Source organism: Campylobacter sp. IFREMER_LSEM_CL2194 (assembly GCF_025771685.1).
GTDB lineage: Bacteria > Campylobacterota > Campylobacteria > Campylobacterales > Campylobacteraceae > Campylobacter_D.
This window is the reverse complement of record NZ_JAKMQS010000002.1, coordinates 42,087-68,621: the sequence shown is the minus strand read 5'-3', so window position 1 is coordinate 68,621 and position 26,535 is coordinate 42,087. Positions and strand designations below refer to the sequence as shown.

Annotated in this window: 25 protein-coding genes and 1 tRNA gene; 15 read left to right on the top strand and 11 right to left on the bottom strand. The window is 29.9% G+C overall.

The genetic code is table 11. The annotated features are described in order from the left end of the window. Positions 1-10 precede the first annotated feature (10 nt). Positions 11-1,396 (top strand): replicative DNA helicase, encoded by a 1,386-nt coding sequence (locus tag L8V79_RS01365; RefSeq protein WP_039618998.1) that lies wholly within the window; start codon positions 11-13, stop codon positions 1,394-1,396. Here L8V79_RS01365 and tpx read toward each other — a convergent pair. The 3 genes from tpx to L8V79_RS01350 are packed head-to-tail and all read right to left on the bottom strand — an operon-like array spanning position 1,393 to position 4,426. After that, positions 1,393-1,911 (bottom strand): thiol peroxidase, encoded by a 519-nt coding sequence (tpx, locus tag L8V79_RS01360; RefSeq protein WP_263702217.1) that lies wholly within the window; start codon positions 1,909-1,911, stop codon positions 1,393-1,395. The two genes, L8V79_RS01365 and tpx, sit on opposite strands and share 4 nt — an antisense overlap. Before the next feature lie 12 nt (positions 1,912-1,923). Continuing rightward, a complete protein-coding gene (gene mgtE / locus L8V79_RS01355) occupies positions 1,924-3,267 on the bottom strand; it encodes a magnesium transporter (protein WP_263702216.1) in 1,344 nt (447 codons plus the stop codon). A 1-nt stretch (position 3,268) separates the two neighbouring features. After that, complete coding sequence (locus tag L8V79_RS01350) at positions 3,269-4,426, bottom strand: peptidoglycan DD-metalloendopeptidase family protein (protein ID WP_039628801.1); 1,158 nt, start codon at positions 4,424-4,426, stop codon at positions 3,269-3,271. Between the two features lie 126 nt (positions 4,427-4,552). Between L8V79_RS01350 and L8V79_RS01345 the strand changes: the two genes are divergently transcribed. Genes L8V79_RS01345 through L8V79_RS01335 form a run of 3 tightly spaced genes read left to right on the top strand, consistent with a single transcriptional unit; the run spans position 4,553 to position 7,457 of the window. Further along, positions 4,553-5,263 carry a plasminogen-binding N-terminal domain-containing protein gene (locus L8V79_RS01345; RefSeq protein WP_412175169.1) on the top strand — a complete coding sequence of 237 codons (711 nt, stop codon included), beginning with the start codon at positions 4,553-4,555 and terminating at the stop codon, positions 5,261-5,263. Beyond that, a complete protein-coding gene (locus tag L8V79_RS01340) occupies positions 5,263-6,645 on the top strand; it encodes an FAD-linked oxidase C-terminal domain-containing protein (protein WP_263702215.1) in 1,383 nt (460 codons plus the stop codon). The genes L8V79_RS01345 and L8V79_RS01340 overlap by 1 nt, the downstream gene beginning before the upstream one ends. Next, a complete protein-coding gene (locus L8V79_RS01335; RefSeq protein ID WP_087685400.1) occupies positions 6,645-7,457 on the top strand; it encodes a YihY/virulence factor BrkB family protein in 813 nt (270 codons plus the stop codon). The genes L8V79_RS01340 and L8V79_RS01335 overlap by 1 nt, the downstream gene beginning before the upstream one ends. On the opposite strand, the gene L8V79_RS01330 is transcribed toward L8V79_RS01335, so the two are convergent. The 4 genes from L8V79_RS01330 to L8V79_RS01315 are packed head-to-tail and all read right to left on the bottom strand — an operon-like array spanning position 7,404 to position 11,335. After that, positions 7,404-8,660 carry a ComEC/Rec2 family competence protein gene (locus L8V79_RS01330; protein ID WP_263702214.1) on the bottom strand — a complete coding sequence of 419 codons (1,257 nt, stop codon included), beginning with the start codon at positions 8,658-8,660 and terminating at the stop codon, positions 7,404-7,406. The genes L8V79_RS01335 and L8V79_RS01330 overlap by 54 nt on opposite strands. After that, positions 8,657-9,220: a DedA family protein gene (locus tag L8V79_RS01325; RefSeq protein WP_039668721.1), complete on the bottom strand. Its 564-nt coding sequence runs from the start codon at positions 9,218-9,220 to the stop codon at positions 8,657-8,659. The genes L8V79_RS01330 and L8V79_RS01325 overlap by 4 nt, the downstream gene beginning before the upstream one ends. Before the next feature lie 8 nt (positions 9,221-9,228). After that, complete coding sequence (rny, locus tag L8V79_RS01320) at positions 9,229-10,782, bottom strand: ribonuclease Y (RefSeq protein WP_263702213.1); 1,554 nt, start codon at positions 10,780-10,782, stop codon at positions 9,229-9,231. Further along, the gene (locus L8V79_RS01315; RefSeq protein WP_263692177.1) at positions 10,706-11,335 is read right to left on the bottom strand and encodes a 5-formyltetrahydrofolate cyclo-ligase; all 630 of its coding nucleotides are present in this window, start codon (positions 11,333-11,335) and stop codon (positions 10,706-10,708) included. The genes rny and L8V79_RS01315 overlap by 77 nt, the downstream gene beginning before the upstream one ends. A gap of 67 nt (positions 11,336-11,402) precedes the next feature. On the opposite strand from L8V79_RS01315, the gene L8V79_RS01310 reads away from it, so the two are divergent. The 8 genes from L8V79_RS01310 (at position 11,403) to L8V79_RS01275 (ending at position 20,008) form a co-directional block, all read left to right on the top strand. Beyond that, positions 11,403-11,948, top strand: a complete 546-nt coding sequence (locus tag L8V79_RS01310; protein WP_263702212.1) for a TlpA family protein disulfide reductase — start codon at positions 11,403-11,405, stop codon at positions 11,946-11,948. After that, the gene (ftsY, locus tag L8V79_RS01305) at positions 11,948-12,814 is read left to right on the top strand and encodes a signal recognition particle-docking protein FtsY (RefSeq protein WP_220517071.1); all 867 of its coding nucleotides are present in this window, start codon (positions 11,948-11,950) and stop codon (positions 12,812-12,814) included. Before L8V79_RS01310 ends, ftsY begins: the two co-directional genes overlap by 1 nt. Positions 12,815-12,817: 3 nt before the next feature. Next, a complete protein-coding gene (gene radA, locus L8V79_RS01300) occupies positions 12,818-14,158 on the top strand; it encodes a DNA repair protein RadA (protein ID WP_263702211.1) in 1,341 nt (446 codons plus the stop codon). Continuing rightward, complete coding sequence (locus L8V79_RS01295) at positions 14,149-15,657, top strand: phytoene desaturase family protein (RefSeq protein ID WP_263702210.1); 1,509 nt, start codon at positions 14,149-14,151, stop codon at positions 15,655-15,657. The genes radA and L8V79_RS01295 overlap by 10 nt, the downstream gene beginning before the upstream one ends. Positions 15,658-15,719: 62 nt before the next feature. Beyond that, positions 15,720-16,400 carry a F0F1 ATP synthase subunit A gene (locus tag L8V79_RS01290; protein ID WP_039668715.1) on the top strand — a complete coding sequence of 227 codons (681 nt, stop codon included), beginning with the start codon at positions 15,720-15,722 and terminating at the stop codon, positions 16,398-16,400. A gap of 124 nt (positions 16,401-16,524) precedes the next feature. Further along, complete coding sequence (gene gatB / locus L8V79_RS01285; protein WP_263702207.1) at positions 16,525-17,943, top strand: Asp-tRNA(Asn)/Glu-tRNA(Gln) amidotransferase subunit GatB; 1,419 nt, start codon at positions 16,525-16,527, stop codon at positions 17,941-17,943. Between the two features lie 2 nt (positions 17,944-17,945). Next, on the top strand, positions 17,946-18,848 hold the full coding sequence (locus tag L8V79_RS01280; RefSeq protein WP_263702206.1) for an NAD(P)H-dependent glycerol-3-phosphate dehydrogenase: 903 nt from the start codon (positions 17,946-17,948) through the stop codon (positions 18,846-18,848). After that, complete coding sequence (locus L8V79_RS01275) at positions 18,845-20,008, top strand: metal-dependent hydrolase (protein ID WP_263702205.1); 1,164 nt, start codon at positions 18,845-18,847, stop codon at positions 20,006-20,008. Before L8V79_RS01280 ends, L8V79_RS01275 begins: the two co-directional genes overlap by 4 nt. An 11-nt stretch (positions 20,009-20,019) precedes the next feature. Here L8V79_RS01275 and L8V79_RS01270 read toward each other — a convergent pair whose 3' ends face one another. From L8V79_RS01270 to L8V79_RS01255, 4 genes are all read right to left on the bottom strand, one after another. After that, a complete protein-coding gene (locus tag L8V79_RS01270) occupies positions 20,020-21,315 on the bottom strand; it encodes a methyl-accepting chemotaxis protein (RefSeq protein ID WP_220566680.1) in 1,296 nt (431 codons plus the stop codon). A gap of 64 nt (positions 21,316-21,379) precedes the next feature. Then, positions 21,380-21,814 (bottom strand): hypothetical protein, encoded by a 435-nt coding sequence (locus tag L8V79_RS01265; protein WP_220566681.1) that lies wholly within the window; start codon positions 21,812-21,814, stop codon positions 21,380-21,382. 30 nt (positions 21,815-21,844) lie between these two features. Then, positions 21,845-21,930, bottom strand: a tRNA-Leu gene (locus tag L8V79_RS01260). 29 nt (positions 21,931-21,959) lie between these two features. Further along, the gene (locus L8V79_RS01255; protein ID WP_012661906.1) at positions 21,960-22,283 is read right to left on the bottom strand and encodes a F0F1 ATP synthase subunit C; all 324 of its coding nucleotides are present in this window, start codon (positions 22,281-22,283) and stop codon (positions 21,960-21,962) included. 194 nt (positions 22,284-22,477) lie between these two features. Here L8V79_RS01255 and L8V79_RS01250 point away from each other — a divergent pair, with 194 nt between their 5' ends. From L8V79_RS01250 to L8V79_RS01240, 3 genes are read left to right on the top strand one after another with little or no spacing between them, the layout of a single operon-like run. Then, positions 22,478-23,830: a sodium-dependent transporter gene (locus tag L8V79_RS01250; protein ID WP_263702204.1), complete on the top strand. Its 1,353-nt coding sequence runs from the start codon at positions 22,478-22,480 to the stop codon at positions 23,828-23,830. A 9-nt stretch (positions 23,831-23,839) separates the two neighbouring features. Further along, positions 23,840-25,177 (top strand): sodium-dependent transporter, encoded by a 1,338-nt coding sequence (locus L8V79_RS01245; protein ID WP_263669931.1) that lies wholly within the window; start codon positions 23,840-23,842, stop codon positions 25,175-25,177. Positions 25,178-25,186: 9 nt separating this feature from the next. After that, positions 25,187-26,521 carry a sodium-dependent transporter gene (locus L8V79_RS01240; RefSeq protein ID WP_133319885.1) on the top strand — a complete coding sequence of 445 codons (1,335 nt, stop codon included), beginning with the start codon at positions 25,187-25,189 and terminating at the stop codon, positions 26,519-26,521. Positions 26,522-26,535: the final 14 nt, after the last annotated feature.

Sequence of the window (26,535 nt, the reverse complement as noted above, 5' to 3'; positions counted from 1 at the left end):
AGGAGTGAATATGAGTCAAAATAATGAGCATTTTGATTTAGATCTTGAAAGAGCGATTTTAAGTTCTTGTATATATAGTGAGGATTCTTTTTTTAGCATTTCTTCAGATATTGAGATTAATGATTTTTCACTCAAAGCTCATCAAGATATTTATAAAGCGATTTTAGCTTGTGTGAATGCAGGTGAGCCTATAAGTGCAAGTTTTATAAGAAAACATAAAAAAATAGATGAGCAAATTTTAGCTGAAGTTTTAGCTACTACTTCCATAGCAGATGTGAGTAAATACGCATATGAATTAAGAGAAAAGTCCATTAGACGCCAACTTTTAAATTTTGCTTATACTATACCTACAAGGGTAAATGAAGATAAAAGCATTTCTCAAATTTCAGATGAAATAGGCAAAGAGATTTTTAATCTTACAAACCGTGTAAATAGTAATAGTATTAAAGATATGACTATGGTTATGTCTGAGCTTATGGATGAGTTTAAAAAGCAAAAAGAAGCCGAAAACAAAGATATTTTGGGACTTGATACAGGCTTTAGTGAGCTTAATAAAATGACAAAAGGCTTTAAACCTGGCGATCTTGTAATCATCGCTGCACGCCCAGGTATGGGAAAAACTACAATTTGTTTAAATTTTATAGAAAAAACACTAAGACAAAATAAAGGCGTTGTGATGTTTTCACTAGAAATGCCTGCTACACAAATCATGCAAAGATTAATCAGTGCAAAAACTTCCATTCCTTTGCAAAAAATTCTAATCGCAGATTTAAACGATGATGAGTGGAGTAGGGTGGGTGATGCTTGTAATGAATATGCACAAAAAAATCTTTATATTTATGATAGTGGTTATGCTAGTATAGCTGATATTCGTTCGATTTTACGCAAAATTAAAGCCCAAGATGAAAGTATCGAGCTTTGCGTAGTTGATTATATCGGTCTTATGATGAGTAATTCAGCTTTTAATGATAGGCATTTGCAAGTGAGTGAAATTTCAAGAGGTTTGAAGCTTTTAGCAAGAGAATTAAATATGCCAGTAGTGGCACTTTCGCAATTAAATCGTTCATTAGAAAGTAGAGCAAATAAACGTCCTATGCTTAGTGATTTAAGAGAAAGTGGTGCTATAGAACAAGATGCAGATACGATTTTATTTGTATATAGAGATGAAGTTTATAGAGAGCAAGAAGAAAAAGAAAGAGAAAATAAAGCCAAAAATGAAGGCAAGACTTATGAGAGAAAATTTATGCCAAATCCTGTGCAAGAAAAGGCTGAGCTTATTATAGGTAAAAATAGAAATGGCCCTGTAGGGCATGTGGATTTGCTTTTTTTGAAAGAAAAATCATGCTTTATTGAAGCTCCAAAAGAAGATTTTGTGGTTACAAACTTTGAGGGTTAATTCAAAGGGTAACCATAATTTCTATGCATAAAAAGTTCTAAATCTTTAAAATCGATTTTTCCCATCAGCTCTTTTACAAGCTGTTTGTATACTATTTTTCCATCTTTAACTATAAAAGCTGCTCTTGCTAGCAATCCTGCAAATATACTATCATTTATTAATACCCCATAGTTTATGCCAAAATCTTTAAAGGCAAAATCACTTGCGGTTATAATATTATCAATCCCTTCAGTAGCACAAAAACGATCCATAGCAAAAGGTAAATCCATGCTAACAATAATAACTTCAATATTTTTCATAGAAGCTAGTCTTTTATTGGTTTCTTTGGCTTGTTTTGAACATACTGGTGTATCTAAGCTGGGTAGAGTTAATAAAATTTGAGTTTTTCCAGGTGGTGCTATTTCTACTGGAGCAAGATTTTTGGTTCTTAGAGTTATTCTTGGAGCATTATCTCCAACTTCTAGTTCAATTCCTGCAAGTTCTATAATTTGACCTTTATATGTAATGCTTGACATAATTTCCCTTTTTTATAATAAAATCATTTTTGCTAAAAGTAAGAAGCTAAAAAATCCCAAACCATCAGTAATCGCAGTAATCACTACACTTGATCCTACCGCAGGATCGATTTTAAATTTTTTCAAAGTTAGAGGTACAAAAGAACCTACAAAACCGGCTAAGGCTAGATTAATTAGCATTGATAAGGCTATAACAAGTCCCAAAAGAGCTGTTTTAAACCATATGAAAGCTATAATGCTCATAATACTAGCAAATATAAATCCATTGAGTAAAGAAATTCCGCTCTCTCTTAATATAACTTTTTTAGCATCTTTAAATTCTACTTCATTGAGTGAGAGTTTTCTAACTGTTACTGCTAAAGCTTGTGAGCCTGTATTGCCTCCCATAGAAGCTACGATAGGCATAAGTACTGCTAGGGCTACAAGTTGTTCTATTTCACCTGAAAAAAGGCTAATGATATTAGCTGAGATTAATGAAGTGGTAAGATTAATCATAAGCCAAAAAGCTCTAGCTTTAGCTGCTTTAAAAGCACTTTCTTCCTCAACATCTGCATCAACTCCGGCTAAGTTATAAATTTGTTCTGTTGCGTTTTCTTGGATTAAATCATGGATATCATCATAGGTAATTCTACCTAAAAGCACTCCATCATCATTTACAACCGCTAAAACACTCAAATCATAATCTTCTACTATATCAATAGCCTTTTGTATATCCTCATGATCTTTTATGCTATAGCTTTTATATCTTTCATTATTGTTTTTAATAATATCCGCAAAACTTAGTTTAAAATCCCAAAGCAAAAGATCGCTTAGGTTGATAGCATTGCAAAGCTTTCCTTGGTTATCTATGATATAAACTTGAAAAATTTGATCTACTTGTCCTGAATGTTTTAAAATTCTATATCTTTTAATAGCTTTTTCTATACTCTCATCAATAGAAGCTGTGAAAATTTCTGTTTGCATATAAGCACCAGCAGTATTTTCATCATAATTTTTAAGGCGTAAAATTTCTTCTTTATCTTCAGAGCTTAAGCGGTTTAAAATGGCTAAAGTTTTTTGCAGATTTAGCTCTTCAAAACGCTTAATTAAGTCTGTTGCATCATCACTTTCAAGCTCTTCTACTGCTTTTGCAATCTTTATAATGCTTAAGTGTTCTAAAATATCTTCTAAGATATGTTCAGGTGTTATAGTAGCTACATTTGCAAGTGTGTAAGTATCAAAAGATTTAAGAGTTTGCAAATAAAGCTCTTCGTTATATCTTTTGATAGTCTTTAGGGCTTCATTGGTTTCATAGGTGCTTTGATCTTTGGAAATATTTTTTAAAAGTTCTTGTGCTTCTAAAAAATCATTCATCATCTCAAAGCTCCATAGAATTTTCTATATTTTGTTCTTTTGGTGGATTTTTATAGTTTTCATCAATGCTTTGCAAGCGATTTTCATACTCTTTTGCCATTTTTAAAAATTCTTCTTTATTTTTACCGCTTAGGCTTGATTTTGGAATTTTTACTATGGTTTCAGGATTAATTGCTTTGTTATTTAGATAAAGTCCAAAATGTAAATGTGGCCCAGTACTCATACCAGTAGAGCCTACATAGGCAATTACTTGTCCTTGCTTAACTTTTTGGCCACGTTTGATTTTTGCAAAGCGACTAAGATGAGCATATAAAGTCATATAGCCTGATACATGTTTTACTTGTACAACCTTACCATAACCACCTTTTGTCCCAACAAAACTAATCGTCCCATCTCCTGCACTCTTAACTGGAGTACCCGTTGGAGCTGCATAGTCAATACCTAAATGCGCTCTATAACGTTTTAAGATAGGATGATATCTTGCTCTAGTAAAGCGATCTGAAATTCTTGTGTATTTAACAGGTTTGGTTAAAAAGAAATTTTCAAGTTCTTTTCCCTGAGCATTATAATAAGAATCTTTATATAAAAACACAGAATATTCTTTACCTCTAATGTTAGCTAAAGCTGCTTGGATGTTAATGTCGCCAAAAAGTCTTCCTAGTCTTCTTTTTTGCTCATAAATTAATACTACGCTATCGCCTTTTCTGACATTTTTAAAATTAACACTATTTTTAAAAGCTCTCACCATAGCTCTTGCTAAGGTTACACTGCCACTTTCATCATAAACATCTTGATAAGCTGAGTTGTTAATAGCTACGCGAATGATTCTTTTTTCTTTAGTGTAAGAAATAGGGGTAAAACTCAATACGAATTTGTTTTCTATATTTTTGTAAATATGAATTTGTAAATCATCACTAATTGGGATTAAAACTTGCTCGAGCTCACCTTGCTCATCTTTTAGCATTTGGTATTTAATGCCACTTGCAATTTCTGCGCTTAGTTCTTTATCTTCGGTGTCAAGATTATAATATAAATTAAGTGGTATAGAATGATCTTGTAAAAAATCAAGTAAAGTTTTGCCATTTTCCCAAGAAAGTTCTTCAACACTTGAAATAGCAAAAAGTTTTATGGATATAAGTAAAGATATGAAAATTTTTTTCATGATAATCTAAAGCCTTCTAAAATTTAAACATAAATTTGTATTTTACTTAATTTTTCTTACAATTTTGTAAGGAAAAAACAATATAATTTATTTTTTACACTTTTTAAGGAGTATAAATTGTCAAGAATTATCTTAATGCTTTGCTGTTTTTTAGCATTTTTGCAAGCTAAAAATTTTGATTTAATACAAACAAAACTTGAAAAAGTAGATGATATTTATGGTTATATAAAAGATGATCCTAGAATTTTATTGCACTCAAGTGGTATAGTTGTACATGAAATTGATACACAAAAATCTATCATTGCAAGAGCTAGTGTGATAGGGCGTGAAAATGGCTTAGTTAAATTACAATTTAAAGTTTTTGATATGTTAGCTCAAGATGCTATGCCTTTGCCAAATGTATTGCCACAAGTAGGTGATAAAATAGTTTTAAATTATTTATACGATAGAGCTTTGATTATAGCTCCTGATAAAAGTGTGTATGATTTTATAGCGCAAAAATTAAATGGAATTTATTTTTTACACCCTGATTTATTTGGTGCTCATATGATACAAGAATACCGCCAAACCCCAAGAAGATCAGATTTTAGATCTTTTTGTTCAAAAAATGCTGTTGGGCTTTTAGTGGTAGCTTTAGAAAATAAAGCTGAGATAGTTGATTGTCAAGACTTTGACAAGATTGAAGAATTTGCCATACCGCAAGCTCAAAGTTTGCAAATTCCATTTTATTCAAGAATCACAGGTTATAAAAGTGATATTTTTAGCTTAAATGATGAGGCTATTGGAAATTATTATGTATATTATGAAAAATTAATTAGTTTAACTAGAGAAAAATAATGCAAGAAATTCATCAAAAATTCTTTCAAGATCTTTTAGGGGTTGAAAATGCGCATTTTGATCCTATCCATAAAAGAGCGTATAGTTATGATGCTACTAAAAAGCATTATTTACCTGATGGGGTGCTTTTTCCAAGAGATGAAAATGATATTAGTCAAATTCTAAAATATTGCAATGAAAATAAAATTATCGTCATTCCTAGGGGCTCAGGCAGTGGATTTACCGGTGGAAGCTTAGCTGTTAACGGTGGAGTGGTGCTAAGCTTTGAAAAGCATATGAATAAAATTTTAGAAATTGATCTTGAAAATTTAGTCGCAGTGGTACAACCTGGTGTGATAAATATGGCTTTACAAGAAAAAGCAAAAGAATATGGTTTATTTTATCCACCTGATCCTGCTAGTATGGAGTATTCTTCTTTAGGGGGGAATGTAAGCGAAAATGCAGGGGGTATGAGAGCTGCTAAGTATGGTATAACTAAAGATTATGTAATGGCTTTAAGAGCTGTTTTACCTAATGGAGAAATCATTAGAGCAGGTAAAAGAACCATAAAAGATGTAGCGGGTTATAATCTAGCTGGAATTTTAATAGCAAGTGAGGGATCTTTGGCTGTGCTTAGCGAGATTACTTTAAAACTAGTAGCTTTGCCAAAGTTTAAAAAGACAGCTATGGGGATTTTTAACAGCATTGATGAAGCGATGAATGCAGTTTATAAAACTTTAGCTAAAGGTGTAACTCCTGTATCTATGGAATTTTTAGATCAATTAAGCATACAAGCATTAGAACAAAAATTCCAAAAAGGTTTACCTATGGATGCGGGTGCGATTTTAATCGCTGATGTAGATGGTAATGTAAAAGAAGCTATTGAAGCAGATTTAAAAATCTTGCAAGAGAGTTTTTATGAATCTGGCGTAAGAGAGTTTAAAATAGCGAAAGATGAACAAGAAGCAGCTGATATTTGGTTTGCTAGAAGAAATTGTTCTCAAAGCATAGCAATGTATGGAAATTTAAAGCTTAATGAAGATATTACAGTACCGCGTTCAAAACTACCTGAGCTTTTAAAAGGCATAGCTGAAATTTCTAAAAAATATGGTTTTAAAATCCCTTGTTTTGGTCATACTGGCGATGGGAATGTACATACTAATGTAATGGTAAGTGACAAAAACAATCCTGAATTAGTTAAAAAAGGTTATGAAGCCGTGGAAGAGGTGTTTAAGCTTACAGTTTCTTTAGGTGGGACTTTAAGTGGAGAGCATGGTATAGGCATTTCAAAAGCTCCTTTTATGAAGCTTGCTTTTAGTGAAGCTGAAATGGACTTAATGAGAAATATCAAAAAGGCATTTGATCCAAATAATATACTCAATCCTTTCAAAATGGGACTTTGATGAGTTTTAAAAACTTATTTAAAATTCTTTTAGCTTTAAGAGATAAAGAAATTTTAAATTATGCTGCAGCTTTGAGCTTTTATACTATCTTATCTTTAATACCACTTTTGTTTTTGTGTTTTTGGGTTTTTACCCAAATTCCAAGTTTTGAAATGTATCAAGAAAGAATTAAAAATTTAATTTTTACTTTTTTAATCCCAACTCAACAAGAATTAATCATACAGTATATCAATACCTTTTTAAAAAACAGCGTAAATTTAGGACTTATAGGGCTTTTGGCTATGGCCTTGACTTCTTTGGCTTTTTTTTCAGGTTATGATTATGTGATTAATAAGCTTTTGGAAGAAGACTCTAAAAGTCTTTGGCATAGTATAAGTTCTTATTGGACTTTAGCAACTTTAACTCCGCTTGGACTTGGTGTGAGTTTTTATATTTCAGGTTTTATACAAAAAACCTTAGATGATTTTAATATTGCTTTAAATTTTTTTGAGATTTTACCCTATGTGATTATATGGGCTTTATTTTTTGTCTCTTATTCAAGTTCAGTAAGCAAAAAAGGTGATTTAAAAACCTTACTTATTAGTTCTTTTGGCGCTTCTGTAATTTGGTATATTTCTAAGATGATTTTTGTATATTATGCTGTATATAATAAAACTTATTTAAATGTATATGGTTCTTTTTCTGTAATATTATTTTTCTTTTTGTGGATTTACATTTCTTGGATTATTTATCTTTTAGGCTTAAAGGCTTATTTGCTTTTAAATCAAGAAAATAAAGGGAATAAACCCAAGAGAAACTACAAAAAGAGCTAAGTATTTATTAAATATAGCGATTAAAGATAAAATTAAATAAATATAATAAAATACAAAAGGTATTGATAGATTAATCGCATGCATTTTAAACTCAAAAAAATGCATTAAATATAAATCTAATAAATTTCCATAAGAGAAAATATGCAAGATTAAAACCAAAGGATAAAATATTATAAAGGCTAAGCTTAAAGGTATGGCTAAAAATTGCTGAAAGCTAAGTAGAGGAAAAAAGTATAAGACAGGGATAATCATTGCTAAAAAGGTCCAAATATTTAGCAAAAAAACATGAGTAAAATTTGAAAATTGATCTTTAAAATGATGAAGATATAAATAAATATAAAAAACTCCCAAAATAGAAAATAAAAACCCAACATTAAAAAGAAGTTTTGGAAAAATGCTAATGCAAAAGACTATACTTAAAAATAAAAATTTAAAACTGAGTATTTTAATATTTTTACTAAATAAATAAAAAGCAAAAAGACTCATCAGTAAAGCTCTTGTATAAGAAGGGCTAAAATCTATTAAAAATATATAAAAAATTAAAAGTAAGAAAGCAAAAATGCTAATATCAAGTTTTAAACTTCTATAAGGAAAATATCGTTTATGAAAAAAAGCATATAAAGGAGCAAAAATCAAAAAACAAAAGCTAAATAACAAGCCCAAATGATACCCGCTAATAGCAATTAAATGCGCAATATTGTAAAAATTTACATCATTTCTAAGTTCACTTGATACATTTTTTGCAAAAAATAAAGCACCGTAAAATTCTTTGATTTTTTCATTTTGATGTTGATTTAAAAAATATCTTATTAGTGTATTTTCTTTTTGTGTTTTGGTTTTGTTAAAATCATAACTTGGCACATAAAAACTTTTACTAAGATAATCTTTAAAGTTAATATTTTTAGTGATAATTCTAAGATTTATCATGTCATTTTTACTTAAATTGAGATCTTTAAAGCTAGTGGTGTAAAAAATAAAATCAGAATTTTTGAGTTTTAAAACTTGATATTTTTTACCTTTTTTATTAGTTTTTTCATAAGAAGATAAAACGATGTTATCTTTAAGTAATAAATGCTTAGTAAGTTTAAAATTTTGATATTTTTTATACTCATAGATGAGATTTAAACTAAAAATTGCTAAAAAACACAATAATAAAATAAAAAATTCTCTATAAGTTTCTTTTATAGAGAATTTTAAACTCATTTTTTCTTAGAAAAGCGTGATAAATATAACCATATAATAAAAATTAAAGTGATTATAAAAACAGGAGCTATGTAAGGATAGTTGGCAAATGCTTCAAAAGCTTCTTTTAGGGTATTTCCAAAAATAAAACCAGCATAACCTAAAATAACAGCCCAAATCAAACTAGCTAAGGTGTTGATGATAAAAAATCTTACAAAGCTAAATTTACAAAGACCTGCTGCTATAGGAATGATGGTTTTTACTCCATAGATAAATTTTTGCACCACTAAAAGCAAATCACCGTATTTTTTGATTTTCATCATAGCAAGAGCGATTTTTCTTCTATGATTTTTAAAATAAGGCATTATGTCTTTTTTGTAGTATTTTCCCAAGATAAACAACAAGGTTGAGCCTATGGTATTAGCTAAAAAGGCTAAAAATATACATAAATGCAAATCAAGTTTAGTAGAACTTGCACAAAGCACTCCTGCAGCAAGTATAGCAACCATACCTCCACCAAAAGAATAAAAAAATAAAATTAAATAGCCATAAGTACTTAGATTATCTATCATTTCTTGCATGAAAAACCTTATCTTGCAAAATCAATCGCTCTAAGCTCTCTGATGACATTGACTTTTATTTCGCCAGGGTATTGAACTTTTTCTTGAATCTCTTCAGCTATTTCTTTAGCTAAAAGCACAGATTCATCATCATTGACTAATTTTGCATTAACAATAACTCTAATTTCCCTACCAGCATTAATAGCATAAGCTTTTTTAACCCCTTCTTTACTCTTTGCTATATCTTCAAGTTCGCTCACTCTTTTTAAGAAGGCTTCTAAAACTTCACGTCTTGCTCCAGGGCGTGCAGCGCTTAGTGTATCTGCTGTACAAACTGCAGCTGATTCTATGCTAATAGCTTCTTCATGCCCATGATGAGCATAAATTGCATTAATCACAACAGGATGTTCTTTGTATCTTTTGCATAGTTCAGCTCCTAAATCCACATGAGAGCCTTCAAATTCATGTGTTAAAGCCTTGCCTATATCGTGTAAAATCCCAGCTCTTCTTGCTAATTTTTCATCCCCACCACACTCAGCTGCTATGATTCCAGCTAAATGCGCCACTTCTAAAGAATGCGCTAGAGCATTTTGGCCATAACTTGCTCTATATCTTAATTTTCCTATTAATTTAACAATTTCAGGATGGATATTATTAAGTCCTAAATCCATTACTATAGTTTGACCTTCTTCTAAGATATTATCTTCAAATTCTTTGCAAACTTTTTCATGAATTTCTTCTATTTTTGCAGGTTGAATTCTGCCATCTTCAACTAAAAGTTCAATTACTTTTGTAGCAATGGCGCGTCTATATAGATTAAAACAACTTACTATAATCGCTCCAGGTGTATCATCGATGATAATATCAACACCCAAAACCATTTCTAAGGTTTTAACATTTCTCCCTTCTTTACCTATAATACGACCTTTTAGCTCATCATTTTTGATATTTACCACATTAATTAATCTTTCAGCAGCAAATTCTCCTGCAAATCTTGAAGTAGCTTGCGCTAAGATAAAATTAGCTTTTCTTTTGGCTTCATTTCTAGCTTCTTCTTCGTATTTTCTAACAATATGAGCAATCTCAGCTCTTGAGTTTTCTTCTACTTTTTGTAAAACTATATTTTTTGCTTCTTCTTGTGTAAGACCAGCTGAATGCTCAAGAATTTTTAATACTTCACTAAGCTTTGTTTTATAATTTTGTTTTAAATTTTCATTTTCCTCATGTAAAGCTTTTATAGCTTGCTGTTCTTTTGCCAGTTTGTTTTTGTTTTCCTCATGAAGTTTTTCTTGATAATGAAGATTTTGTTCTTTTTTATTAAGCTCTTCTAGCTTAATAGAATGTTCTTTTTGAAGTTTTTGAATTTTTTCATCAAATTTTTTCTTTGCCGCAAATTCAGCTTCAGTAACTGAATTTTTAGCATCTTTAAGTGTTAGTTCAGCTTCATATTCAATGGCTTTTGCTTTTGCTTTTGCTTGCTCTAAAAAGATATTGAAATTTGCATCATTAATCTTTTTGGCGACTATATACCCAATCCCTCCGCCTATAAAAACGGCTATTAATGCGACTAATATTTCTATCATTGTTTTTAACTTTCCTAAAATATTTTTTATAAGGGTTTATATAAAAATTTCCTTTTATATCATGATCTTGGCTAAAAAATTGATCAGATTTTGCATCGATCATTTGTGTAAAAATAACCAAAGGTTTTTTATAAGAAATGCTTTCAAAAAACCTATCGTAAAAACCTTGACCATGACCGATTCTTCCTAACTTTGCATCTACGCCTATTACAGGGATAATCGCAATATCAATGCGAGTTTGCAAAAAAGAATCTTTTGGCTCATACACCCCAAAGCTCTTTTTTTCAAGAGCTAATCTTAATTTTACTACCTTTAAACTTTTATCTTGCATAAATGGGACGAAAATTTGATATTTTTTTGTTAGAAAATGCCTGAATTTATAAAGATTAATTTCATATTTTAAAGGGATATATATAAGGATATTTCTACAATTTTTGCATAAATTTAGAATTTTCTTTATTTCTTGAAAAACCAAAAAATCCCTTTTGTATTGATACTTTAATTTTAAATGCATTTTGGATTTTTGTTTTATTCTAAAATTGTTTTTTATCAAGGCTTTCCTTAAAGTTTTTAACTTTTTATGTTATACTTTTAAGCTTAAAAAATCATAAGGATAAGACTTGAAATTTAAAATTTTTTTAGTAATTTTTATTATGATATTTTTTACTTCATGTTCGAGTGATAAAGAAAATTCTAGCACTGAAAATACAGACAATGCAAGTTTAACTCAAAGTGAAAATACTGATTTTACTTTAAAATTTTTAGATGGTAGAAAAATGTATGTGAAATATCATGAGCAAGCATTTAATTTTGATGATACAGCTAAAGCTAAATTGTTTGTTTTTTTTACGACTTGGTGTGCACCTTGTAAGGCTCAAATTCCACATTTAAATAATTTAAATAATAAATATCAAGATAGATTTGAAGTAATAGCGCTTTTTTTAGAAGAGAATAAGGAGCAAGAAATATTAACTTTTATAGAAGATGAAAAAATTAAATTTCCAGTAGCTATAGGAGAGAATAATTTTGTTTTTTCTAAAGTTTTAAATGTCAGTTCTATACCAACAATGGTGTTATTTAATACAAAAGGTGAAAAGATTAAAGAGTATTTAGGGATAATCCCTGAAGAAATGTTAGATATAGATATACAAAAAGCGATAATGTGATGTTTGGATTTTTAAAAAATGGTTTGAAAAAAACCTTAGAAAGTATTCATTTAGTTAAGGCTTCAAATAAAATCATTACTAAAGATTTGCTTGAAGAAATGCTTTTAGAAGCTGATGTGGCGTATGAAATAGTTGAAGAGATTATTTACTATCTTCCTCCAAATGATGAGGTCAAAAAGGCTGATTTAGAGCGTGTTATGGGAACTTATTTTATTTATGATAAGCCAGAACTTGCTAATGCCAAACCTTTTGTGGATTTGATTTTAGGTGTAAATGGAGTGGGTAAGACCACAAGTATTGCTAAAATGGCACATTTGCATAAAGAAAATGGTGAAAAGGTTATACTTGGAGCTTGTGATACTTTTAGGGCAGGAGCTATAGAGCAGTTAAAATTATGGGCGCAAAAATTAGATATAGATATCATAGCTACTTCACAAGGACATGATCCTTCAGCAGTTGCTTATGATGCTATTTCTAAAGCTTTGGCAAAAAACTATGATAGGGTTATTTTAGATACAGCAGGGCGCTTGCAAAATCAAAAAAATCTTGCAAATGAGCTTGAAAAAATTGTTCGTATAAGTGATAAAGCTATGCAAGGAGCTCCTCATAGAAAAATCCTTGTACTTGATGGTACTCAAGGTGTGGCAGGAATTTTGCAAGCAAAAGCTTTTAATGATTTAGTAAAACTTGATGGAGTGATTATTACAAAACTTGATGGAACCGCTAAAGGTGGGGCTTTGTTTAGCATAGCAAGAGAACTTGAGCTTCCTATTTTATATGTAGGAGTAGGGGAGCAGCTAGGACAAATTCATGAGTTTAATCCTAATGAATATGTTAAAACTTTAGTTGAAGAGATTTTTGCATAATTTATGGCTAAAAAACATATTTTATTTGAATGTCAAGCTTGTGGAAATCAACAAAGTAAATGGCTAGGCAAATGTCCTGAATGTGGTTCTTGGGATAGTTTTATTGAGCTAAAGCAAGAACAAATTAAGGTTTTAAAAGAGTTAAATTCGCTCTCAAACACTCCAAGTTCTGCAGTATGTATAAATGACGTTATAGCAGAAAATTTCACTCGCATTAGTACTGATGATAATGAACTTGATTTAGTTTTAGGCGGCGGGCTTGTTGTGGGCTCTTTAGTGTTAATTGGGGGTTCACCTGGGGTTGGAAAATCCACACTTTTATTAAAAATTGCTTCTAATTTGGCAAAAAGTGGTAAAAAAGTACTTTATGTAAGTGGAGAGGAGAGTAAATCTCAAATCAAACTGCGTGCAGATCGTTTGAATGCAAATTGCGAGAATTTATTTTTACTTACTGAACTTTGCTTGGAAGATATTTTAAGTGAGCTTTCTAAAAAAGATTATGAAATTTTAATTATTGATTCTATTCAAACTTTATATTCTAATAAAATTACTTCAGCAGCAGGTAGTATCACTCAAGTTAGAGAAATTACTTTTGAGTTAATGCGCTATTCTAAGGCTAATAATATCAGCACTTTTATCATAGGACATATCACTAAAGATGGAGCTATAGCTGGACCTAGAATTTTAGAGCATATGGTAGATGTAGTGCTTTATTTTGAAGGTGATGCTAATAAAGAAATAAGGATTTTAAGAGGTTTTAAAAATCGTTTTGGAAATATTTCCGAAGTTGGTATTTTTGAAATGACTTCTAAGGGTTTAATTAGTGCTAAAGACATAGCTAATAGATTTTTTACGCGTGGTAAGGCAGTAAGTGGTAGCGCTTTGAGTGTAGTGATGGAAGGAAGCAGAGCTTTAGTACTAGAAATTCAAGCCTTAGTTTGTGAGAGTGCTTACCCAAAACGCAGTGCAACAGGCTATGAAAAAAATCGTTTAGATATGCTCATAGCTTTACTTGAGAGAAAGCTTGAAATTCCTTTGGGATATTATGATGTGTTTATTAATGTAAGTGGTGGGGTGAAAATTAGTGAAACTGCGGCAGATTTAGCGGTGGTTGCAGCGATTATTTCAAGTTTTAAAAACCGCCCTTTAAGCAAAGATAGTGTTTTTGTGGGTGAGCTTAGCTTAAATGGTGAGATTAAAGAAGTATTTTCGCTTGATGTGCGTTTAAAAGAAGCTAAAATGCAAAAATTTAAAAATGCCATAGTGCCGGTTAAACCTATGGAAGAACTTGGTTTAAAATGTTTTGTAGCTAAAGAATTACGTGAGGTTTTAGAATGGATGTAAAATTTGATGTAATCATTATAGGTTCAGGACTTGGAGGCTTAAGCGCGGGTGCTTTTTTAGCTAGAAATGGTAAAAAAGTTTTAGTTTTAGAACAGCATTCTTTAATTGGTGGTTGTGCTACTTGTTTTAAAAGAAAAGGTGCTTTGATTGATGCGGGGCTTCATGAAATGGACCTAGGTGAAGCAAAAACTGATATGAAGCATTTGATTTTTGAAAAACTTGGTATAAAGAATAAAATTGAAATTTTACTTTTACCAAGTGCATGGAGTATTAAAAGTAAAAATTATAATCTAACTTTACCTCATGGCATAGAAAAAGTAAAAGAGGTTTTGAAAAAAGAATTTCCACAAGAAAGTAAAGGCATAGATAAATATTTTAAAGCTATAAGATTACAAGCTTATGCTATTCGAAGGTTTCCTTGGGATTTAAAATTAAGTGAATTATTGTTATTTCCATTTAGCACTTCTTGGATATTTATCAAAAATAGATTGTTTAATAAAAAAGTTTATGATGTTTTAAATGCTTATATTAAAAATGATAAGTTAAAAAAGATTTTAAATGCAAATATGAGTTATTATCATCATGATAGTAAGGAATTTATTTTTAGTTTTCATGGCATTGCTCAAAAGCATTATTATGATGGTGGGGTATATATTAAAGGTGGCTCACAAGCTTTAAGTGATGCTTTGGCTGAGGTTATAAAAGAAAATCAAGGACAGGTTTTAGCTAAGGCTGAAGTTGTTAAAATACTCACAAAAGATCAAAAAGCTTATGGAGTGGAATACATTCAAAATAATCAAAAACACACCATCTGTGCACAAAATATCATTGCAAATTGTGATCCTTTAATCGTATATAAAGACTTACTTAAAGATTTAAATTTAACCCAAGAAATCAAAGCAATAGAGTCTAAAAAGCGTGCTTGTTCTTTGGTAAGTGCTTATTTTATTTATGATAAAGATATTTCTAAAATTTATGAAAATATGGATTATTGCAATTTTATATTTGAGGATGATTTTTTAAATAGTTCATATGAAAATACTAATATTTTAAAATTAGATATCAAAAAAAGACCTATGGCTTTTGTGAATTATTCTAAAATTGATAGTGGTTTAGCTAGCGATAAATACATAGGTGTTGTAGCTTTTAGTTCAAATTATCAAGAGTGGGATTTAAATAAACAAGATTATAAAGCTAAAAAAGAAGAGCTATTAAAAGCTATAGCGCAGAGACTAGATGAGATATTTCCAAATTTAAGTTCACACTTAATCCATCAAGAATTAGCTACGCCAAAAACTATACAAAGATACACCAAAGCTTATGAGGGTACAATTTATGGATTTTCTCAAGATCAAGAAGGGGCTAAATACAGATTGCATTACAAAAGTAAAAGTATAGAAAATTTATATTTTGCTAATGCCTTTATATTTCCTGGTGGTGGTTTTACAGGTGCGATTTTAGGAGGATATTTTTGCGCCAATAAAATGAATTTTCATTAAAATATAAGCAATTTTTTTTTATAATATTAGCTTTGAAATATTTATTCTGCTAAGGATTTTTAATGAAAGATTTATTTTTATTTAGTTCTTTTATAGATTCTAGTCACACTTTTGCATACTTTTTTCATTTGGGTATAGTGGTTGTGATTTCTTTAATTTTAGCAAAACTTGCTACAAGATCCATGCAAATTGTCCCAAGAGGTAGTCAGAATTTAGCTGAGGCTTATATGGAAGGCATTTTAAGCATGGGTAGAGATACCATGGGTAGTGATGAAGCTGCTAGAAAATACTTGCCTTTAGTTGCAACTATAGGTTTTATGGTGTTTTTTAGTAATATTATAGGAATTATCCCAGGTTTTGAAGCTCCAAGTGCTAGTTTAAATTTTAGTGCTTCTTTAGCTATTATAGTATTTGTGTATTATCATTTTGAAGGCATTAGAACTCAAGGATTTTTTAAGTATTTTGCACATTTTATGGGACCTGTTAAAATTCTAGCACCTTTAATGTTTCCTATAGAAGTGGTTTCTCATTTTTCAAGAGTTATTTCTTTATCTTTCCGTTTATTTGGTAATATCAAAGGAGATGATTTATTCTTAGCAGTTATTTTAGCTCTTGTGCCTTGGGTTGCGCCATTGCCTGCTTATATGCTTTTAACTTTTATGGCATTTTTGCAATCTTTTATTTTTATGATTTTAACTTATGTTTATTTAGCAGGTGCGACTGTAGTTGATGAACATCATTAATTTTTAAAAAGCAAAAAATATTTTTTGCTTTTTTCTTTGTTTAATATTCCTCTTTTATTCTTTTTTAAACTCTTTTTGAAATAAAAAACGCTAGAATAAACAAAAAATTCTAAGGAAAATTTTAATGTTTGAAGTTGTTATAGGACTTGAAGTTCATGCACAATTAAATACCAAAACAAAAATCTTTTGTTCATGTGCAACTTCTTTTGGAGAAAAATCAAATACTAATGTATGCCCAACATGTTTAGCTTTACCAGGTGCTTTACCTGTATTAAATCAAGAAGCAGTGAAAAAAGCTATAGCATTTGGAAAAGCAGTTAATGCAACTATAAATAAAAAAAGTATTTTTAATAGAAAAAATTATTTTTATCCCGATTTACCAAAGGCTTATCAAATTTCGCAATTTGACATTCCTATAGTAGAAAATGGCGAGTTGTTTATTAATGTAAATGGAGAAAATAAACGCATAGGTATTACTAGAGCTCATTTAGAAGAAGATGCGGGGAAAAATATACATGAAAGTAATTTTTCAAAAGTAGATTTAAATAGAGCAGGTACACCTTTGCTTGAAATCGTTAGCGAGCCTGAACTTAGAAGTTCTGATGAAGCAGTGGCTTATTTGAAAAAGCTTCATTCTATTATAAGATTTTTAGATATTTCAGATGCAAATATGCAAGAAGGTAGTTTTAGATGTGATGCCAATGTTAGTATTCGTCCAAAGGGTGATGATAAGCTTTATACTAGAGTGGAGATTAAAAATTTAAATTCATTCCGTTTTATCCAAAAGGCGATTGAGTATGAAGTAAAACGCCAAAGTGAAGCTTGGGAAGATGGAAAATACGATCAAGAAGTTGTGCAAGAAACAAGATTATTTGATACGGTTAATTTAGTTACTAGAAGTATGAGAGGCAAGGAAGATTCTGCTGAATATAGATATTTTCCTGATCCTGATCTTTTACCTGTAATTTTAGATGATGAAATGCTAAGTCAAGATATACCTGAACTTCCTGATGAGAAAAAAGCTAGATTTGTTAGTGAATTAGGTATTAAAGAAAGTGATAGTGAAGTGATTGTTTCTTCATTAGAGCTTTGTAGATATTTTGAGTATCTAATTAACCAAAAATTAAACCCAAAACTTTGTGTTACTTGGCTTACGACTGAGTTAATGGGACTTTTAAAAGGTGAGTTGACTATAGAAAACTCACCTGTAAAACAAGAAAAATTAGCTATTTTAATCAAGCGCATAGAAGAAGGTGTTATTAGCGCTAAAGCAGGTAAGGATATTTTAGCTTATGTATTTGAAAATACAGAAGTTGAAATTGATGATGCTATTGAAAGACTTGGTTTAAAACAAGTAAGTGATGATGGTGCTATTGAAAAGATTATTGATGAAATTTTAGCAAACAATGAAGATAAAGTGGTTGAATATAAAAGTGGTAAAGATAAACTTTTTGGTTTCTTTGTCGGTCAGGCAATGAAAGCGGGTAAAGGTGCATTTAATCCTGCTAAAGTGAATGAAATTTTAAAAGCAAAACTTGGTTAAATATGAAAATAGCAGTTATTGGTGCAGGAAAATGGGGAAGTGCTTTATATGATGTATTGAGCGTTAAAAATGAATGCGTAATAACTTCTTTTCATGAAAAAGATCTTTCTTATTTTGTTAGCACCAAAGAAGCTTTAGAATATGAATATTTAGTTTTTGCTTTATATGCTCAAGGAATACATGAGTGGCTTGTAAATAATTTTAAAGATTTAAATCAAAAAATTCTTGTAGCTTCTAAGGGTATTGATTGTAAAAGTTTAAAATTTATGGATGAGGTTTTTAGCGAGTTTATAAGTAGTGATAGACTTTGTTTTTTAAGTGGTCCTTCTTTTGCAAGTGAAGTGCTAGAAAAAAAACCTTGTGCTTTGGTTGTTAGCGGTAAAAATCAAGATCTTTGCAATCAATTTGCAAGTTTTTTTCCAAATTATATTAAAACTTATACAAGTTCTGATGTTAAAGGTGCTGAGATTTGTGGTGCATATAAGAATGTTTTAGCAATTGCAAGTGGGGTTTGCGATGGTTTAAATTTAGGTAATAATGCAAGAGCTTCTTTAGTCTCAAGAGGCTTAGTAGAAATGCACCGTTTTGGACAATTTTTTAACGCTAAAGAAGAAACTTTTTTGGGACTTAGTGGGGCTGGAGATTTATTTTTAACAGCTTCAAGCAATCTATCAAGAAATTATAGAGTAGGTTTAAGTTTGGCTAGTGACAAAAATATAAGAGATATTTTAATGGAACTTGGAGAGGTAGCTGAAGGAGTGCAAACTGCTTATGCTATACATTCTTTATCGAAACAATTTCAAATTTATACCCCGATTGTTAACGAAGTAGTCTTAATGCTAGAGGGTAAGAATGCTTGGGAATCTTTGAAAGATTTGATGTCATCAAAGGAGGAAATATCATGATCATCAAAAATGCAAAAATTTATGGCGAGCAAAAGCTTGATCTTAAAATAGAAGATGGAAAAATTACTCAAATTGCTAATGATTTAAATGATGATGAGTATATTGTTGATATAGAAGGTAAAACTTTACTTCCTTCGTTTATTGATTTAAATGTTAGTTTGCTTGATAATGAATTTAGTATAGATAAATTATATGATCTTGAAAAAGCATGCTTAAAAGGTGGGGTAGGGACTATTGTTTTAAAAGATAGTTTAGAAGCTAACACTCAAGGCTATGCGCTTTATTTTGATAAATTAAAATCTTTAGATATTAATGTTTTACCTACTATTAATGTATTAGATAAAACAGAAAAATTAAAAAATATTGCTACCTTAATTGATATGGGTGCAAAAGGCTTAGAGCTTTCAAGTACTTTAGGAGCAAATTATTTAAGACAATGTATGCAATATGCCAATATGAAATCAACCCCTGTATTTTTAAAGTGTTTTGATGAGAGTTTTGACGATCATGGAGTAATGAATGATGGACAAATAAGCTTTGAATTAGGACTTATAGGAATTAGTGATATAGCTGAAACTAGTGAAGTGGCAAAAATGAAAGAATTAGTGGAATTTTATAAAAATAAAGCTTGTTTTAGCTCTTTAGCAACTACAAGATCGTTTGAATTATTACATGATCAATATAGTGAAATTTCAATCCATCATTTAATCAAAGATGAAAGTACTTGTGAAAATTTTAACACTCAAGCAAAAATTTTACCTCCATTAAGAACAAAAGATGAAGTAACAAATCTTAAAAAGTTGCTTCAAGATAAGAAAATTACTTTCTTAAGTTCTTTACATGCTCCTAACACTAAAAAAGATTTGGCTTTTGATGAAGCAGATTTTGGAGTTAATGCCATAGCTATATATATGAGTTTATGTTTTACATATTTAGTAAAAGAAGGTATCTTAACTTGGAAAGAATTATGTGATTTTACAAGCTATAATCAAGCGCAATTTTTAGGATTAAATAAAGGTAAAATAGAACTTGGTTTTGATGCTGATTTAGTTGTATTTGATGAAAAACTTTCTTTTAATGGAGAAGGTTTATATGCAAATGATATCTTGCAAGGTAAGGTAGAAAAAAGTTTTATAGCAGGAAAAGTTTTTAGCCTTTAAGCTAAAAACTTTTATTTATCTTGCATAGCTTGAGCTACTTGAGCTGAACTATTTCTAATTTTTTCCATACATTCTCTAGCTTCTTTGGCTAAATCCACGCTTTGATTTACGCCACTTAAGCCATCTTTAATGCTTTGTACAACTTCAGCTGTTACATTTCTGATAGAATTAATGGTAGTAGTGATTTCATTTACTGAATGTCCAGTTCTTTCAGCTAGATTTCTAACTTCATCAGCAACAACAGCAAAACCTCTACCATGCTCACCTGCACGCGCTGCCTCAATAGCTGCATTTAGAGCTAAAAGATTGGTTTGATCAGCTATATCGCTAATGGTTTGAATGATATTTTTAATTTCTTCTGATTGCTCATTTAATGATGATACGAGATTACTACTATTGTTCATCATATCAGCAATGCCTTGAATATTTTGAACCGTATTTTCTATAACACTATCGCCCTCTTGAGTGAGATTGTCATTTTGTTCAGCTAATTCACTAATGAGCTTTAATTTTTCCTCATCTCTTACAACTTGTTCGGTAATATCTGTTGCAAATTTAATAACTTTGTAAATTTCTCCATCATCATTTTTGATAGGATTATAACTTGCTTCTAAATGGATTAGTTTGTTGTTTTTACCAAAGCGTATGAATTTTCCTGATTGAAATTTACCACTTCTTAGCTCTTCCCAAAAAATTGTATATTCTTTGGAATTTCTAAATTTTTCCTCGCAGAACATACTATGGTGTTTTCCTTTGATTTCACTTAGTGAATAACCCATGGTTTGAGTGAAGTTTTCATTAGCATTTAAAATCTCTCCATAAGGATTAAATTCAATAATAGCCATAGAGCGATTAGCGGCATCTATGGTGTTTTTTAGATCAAGCATTTCATAGTTTCTTTGAGTAATGTCATTTGCAAATTTAATAACCTTATACACTTCATTGTTTTGGTTTAAAATAGGAAGATAATTGGCTTCAAGATAAATATCTTTCCCGCCTTTTGCAATGCGTCTAAAAAGTCCATTTCTTGATATACCACTTTTTAAATCTCTCCAAAAATCAACATAGCGTTGTGACTTTACAACCTCTGGTAAACAAAACATACTATGATGTTTACCTTTGATTTCATTTAAAGAGTAATTCATAGTTTTTAGAAAATTTTCATTAGCATTAATAATAGTTCCATCTGTTTGAAATTCTATCATGGCCATAGTTTTGCTAATAGCATTAAGTATATCTTGAAAAGCTTGATTAGATTGCTCTAATTGAGTAATTTGTTCATTAATTTTTTTCTTGTTGATAAACATAAAACCCCTTTATAAAATAATTCGGAATTATATAGTGCTTTTTAAAATAAATAATTTGTTTATATTAGCTTTTTGTTAAATTATAAAATTTTTCTTGGAGAGAATTTCTTATTTCATCGTTAATTTTCTCATTGTCATTTAGATATTGTTTGTTAAGTTCTTCAAGCTCTTTTAAAAATCCAAAAAGTGTTTCTTCCCATAAAGCATTATTTCTTTTACTTAAATTCATTGTTTGGATATGATTAAGTTTTCTACTCATATCGCTTAAATTCTCTAAAAATTCATCTTTATAATTTTCATCTTGGAGTGTAAAGGTATTTTGTAAAAGATTATTTTTTATATTTCTTATTTCTTCGTTAATTAGATCACAAAATTCAGGATAAATATCATTTTTAATAGGTTCAAGTAAGGCTTGTTCATCTAGTTTTAGAGTATATTTTTTTATGGCAAAAAAAAGAATTAAAAAAGCTATTGCACTGACTAAAATATAGAAAGTCATTTTGTTTTGATAATCCTTAAAAAATAAAAATGGTGCGGTTAGCGAGATTTGAACTCGCACACGCTGAGCGCACCACCCCCTCAAGATGGCGTGTCTACCAATTCCACCATAACCGCATAAGCCCCACAAGAGGGCTTTGAAAATTTTAAGCTGCTACTAATGCTTGGAATGGATTAGCATAAAGAGCGATAAGAGCAATAACAAGTGCATAAATAACTTGAGCTTCAATCATCGCTAAAGCAATAAACATAGTAGTCATTAATTTACCACCAAGACCAGGGTTTCTAGCAGTACCTGCTATAGTTGCTGCTGCAGTATTACCCATACCGATAGCTCCACCTAAAGCTGCAACACCAAGTCCTAAACCTGCTGCTAAGATAGAAAAAGAAGCTAACCATTGATTCATAGAACCTTCAGCTGCAAATGCAAAACCGCTTAAAGCTAGCATTAAAAATACGATTTTTTTCATAGTTTTTCCTTGTAAAAATTTAAATCCTTTCGGCTTGCGTATCCCTACTCGTGATTTATAAAAGCGAAATTATATACAAATATAACTTTAAAATTATTGAAATTTAAATTAATATTATATATTTTAAAATAAATTAAAGTTTTTTTTAGCTACATTAAAAATTTTTATAGTTTTATAAATTTAAGGTTATCTTTATGAATGAAAAATTTTCTAAAATAGGCTTTGTATTAGCGGTAGCAGGTTCAGCTGTTGGACTTGGAAATGCTTGGAAATTTCCAACTTTGGTAGGACAAAATGGAGGTTCAGCTTTTGTACTTTTATATTTGCTTTTGACTTTGGGGGTAGGGTTTGTAATATTTTTGGCTGAACTTAGCATAGGAAAACTTAGTGAAAAAGATCCTGTAAATGCCTATTATACTTTAGCTCCAAAACATAAAAGAGCTTGGTCTATAGTTGGTTTTTCTTTAATAGGTGCTATTTTGATTGTTTCTTTCTATAGCGTGATAATAGGATGGATTGTTAAGTATGCTTATTTTGGGTTTTTTCCTTTACCAAAAAGTATAGAAGAAAGTGGCGCTATTTTTGGAAATTTACTTTCTAATGATGTTTTATCTCAGTTTATATGTTTTACTTTTGTGTTTATAGTAATTTTTTATGTAGTATCAAAAGGTGTTAAAAGTGGTATAGAAAAACTCAATGTTTGGATGATGCCAAGCTTATTTATACTACTTATTTTAATGCTTGGATATTCTTTTAGTATGGATGGTTTTTCTAAAGCAAGTGAGTTTTTATTTTCTCCGGACTTTTCTAAGCTTAGTGTAGGAGCATTTTTAAGTGCATTGGGACTTGCTTGTTTTTCTTTATCTATTGGAGTGGGTTCAATTATAACTTATTCTGCAAGTTTATCTGATAAAACAAATTTTATTACAAGCACTATTAACATTATCATTATTAATATTATTATTGGTATTATGATGGGACTTATTGTATTTACTTTCATATTTGAATTTAATGGAGATCCAGCTCAACAAGGTCCAGGTTTGATTTTTGTATCTTTGATGAGTTTGTTTTCAAATATTGACCCAATTGGCTTTTTACCTTTGGGAAATATTTTAGCTGTGGCTTTTTTTATAGCTTTGTTTTTTGCAGGGATTACTTCAGCAGTTTCCATGATAGAACCTTTAACCTTTTATTTAATCAATTCTTATAATTTTACAAGAAAAAAAGCTTTGATTTTTATAGCTTTCATTGTGTATTTTTTGGGAAGTTTGTGTATTTTATCAGGAATTGAGTGGAGTAAAGATTCTTTAGAATTTTTTGGAAAAAGTTTTTTTGATATATTAGATTTTATTGCTTCAAATTTAATGATGCCTTTAGGTGGATTATTTGGTGCAATCTTTGTAGGTTTTGTGCTTAAAAAAGAAGCTTTACAAACTTTATTTTATCCTTATATGAGGGGTAAATACTTTGAGTGTTGGTATTTTTTTGTAAGATATATCTCGCCTTTAGCTGTGATTTTAATCATGGTAAAACAATTATTTTTTTAAGGTTAAAAGATGAATGAAAAATTTTCTAAAATAGGCTTTGTATTAGCGGTAGCAGGTTCAGCTGTTGGACTTGGAAATGCTTGGAAATTTCCAACTTTAGTGGGTAACAATGGCGGTTCAGCTTTTGTGGTGGTATATTTACTTTTAACCTTGGGTGTGGCTTTTGTGATATTTTTAGCTGAACTTAGTATAGGAAAACTTAGTGAAAAAGATCCTGTAAATGCTTATCATACTTTAGCGCCAAAAAATAAAAGAGCATGGTCGCTCGCAGGATTTTTTATGCTTGGTGCTATTATTCTAGTGTCTTTTTATAGTGTTGTTATAGGTTGGATAGCAAAATATGCTTATTTTGGGTTTTTTGAATTACCTAAAGATACAAATGAAGCAGGCGCTATTTTTGGAAATTTACTTTCTAATGATGTTTTATCTCAATTTATATGTTTTACTTTTGTGTTTATAGTTATTTTTTATGTAGTATCAAAAGGTGTTAAAAGTGGTATAGAAAAACTCAATGTTTGGATGATGCCAAGCTTATTTATACTACTTATTTTAATGCTTGGATATTCTTTTAGTATGGATGGTTTTTCTAAGGCAAGTGAGTTTTTATTTGTACCTGATTTTTCAAAATTAAGTGTTAATTCTATATTAGATGCACTAGGGCTTGCATTTTTTAGTATGTCTTTAGGTGTATGTGTGATTTTAACTTATGCAGCAAGTTTACCTGATAAAACAAATTTTATAAGTAGTGCTTTAAATATTATCATTATTAATACTATCATTGGTTTGATGATGGGACTTATTGTATTTACTTTTATATTTGAATTCGGAGCTGATCCTACTCAACAAGGTCCAGGACTTATATTTATATCATTAACAACGCTTTTTGCAAAGTTAGGATTTTTGGGAAATGTTTTAGCCATAGCCTTTTTTATAGCTTTATTTTTTGCAGGGATTACTTCGGCTATTTCTATGATAGAACCTTTTACTTTTTATCTTATAAATCGTTATCAAATTTCAAGAAAAAAAGCTTTGGTTTTTGTGGGTATGATTGTTTATTTTCTTGGAAGTTTATCTATACTTTCTTTTTATCATGTAAGCGCGCCAAGTTTAAATTTCTTTGGGAAAAGTTTTTTTGATATTTTAGACTTTTTCATACAAAATTTATTAATGCCAATTTCTGCTTTAATTACAGCATTTTTTGTGGGTTTTGTGCTTAAAAAAGAAGCTTTACAAACTTTATTTTACCCATTTATGCGTGGGATATATTTTGAAATTTGGTATATCTTTTTAAGATACATTTCTCCATTAGCGGTTATTTTAATCATGGCTAGACAGCTTTTTTTCTAAGGTGTTAAAATGAATGATAAATTTTCTAAAATAGGTTTTGTATTAGCAGTAGCAGGTGGAGCTATAGGGCTTGGAAATGCTTGGAAATTTCCAACCTTAGTAGGCCAAAATGGTGGTTTTGCTTTTGTGCTTTTGTATTTGCTTTTGACTATTAGTATAGGATTTTGTGTATTTTTGGCTGAAATTGCTATGGGAAGATTAAGTCAGAGTGATCCTGTAAATGCTTATAAAAGCTTAGCAACTAAATATGCTCAAAAATGGAAATTTGCTGGATTTTTTATGCTCGGTGGAATTTTTGTATTATCTTTTTATCTTGTTATTATGGGTTGGGTTTTAAAATACATGATAACTTCGATTTATTATCTACCTAGTAATACTCAAGAAGCAGGAGCTTTATTTGGAAATTTAATACAAAATAGTATTTTAGAAAGTAGTTTGTATTTTTTAATTGCTTTTTTTCTTACCTTGTTTGTTGTTTCAAGAGGGGTTAAAAGTGGTATAGAAAAACTTAATGTTTGGATTATGCCAAGTTTGTTTATTATGCTTGTTTTAATGCTAGTATATTGTTTTTTTCAAGATGGTTTTAAGGAAGCTTTTGTTTATTTGTTTTATCCTGATTTTACCAAGCTTAGTTTAAACTCTGTTTTAACAGCTTTAGGTCTTGCTTTTTTTACTTTATGTTTAGGTATAGGTTGTATTACCACTTATGCAGCCTCTTTAAAAGACGATACAAATTTAATTACAAGTTCGGCCATAATTGTGCTTTTAAATATCAGTATAGGTTTGATGATGGGACTTATTGTATTTACTTTTATATTTAAATTTAATGCTAATCCTGCAGAAGGAGCTGGGCTTGTATTTATATCTTTAACGACTTTATTTTCTAATTTAGGTGCTATCTTTGGACATTTTTTAGCTTTTTATTTTTTCTTAGCTTTATTTTTTGCAGGGATTACTTCAGCAGTTTCTATGATAGAACCTTTTACTTTTTATCTTGTAAATGAATATAAAATTTCAAGAAAGAAAGCTTTGGTTTTTATAGGCTTTGTAGTTTTTCTTTTGGGAATGAGTTGTATTTTATCTTTTAGTGCTAATTATGGGGCTAGCTTTAGTTTTTTTGGTTTAAGTTTTTTTGATATTTTAGATAAATTAACTTCTAATTTTATGCTCCCACTTGGAGCTATTGCAAGTGCTATTTTCGTAGGATTTTTTGTGGAAAAAATAAAAATTTACAATTTATTTTCTAAGTTTATGAGTAGAAGTATTTTTGAAGTATGGTATTTTTTACTTAGATTTGTTGCACCTATTGCGATTATTATCATTATGTTAAATCAAATTTTATAAATTTATTTTTTAAG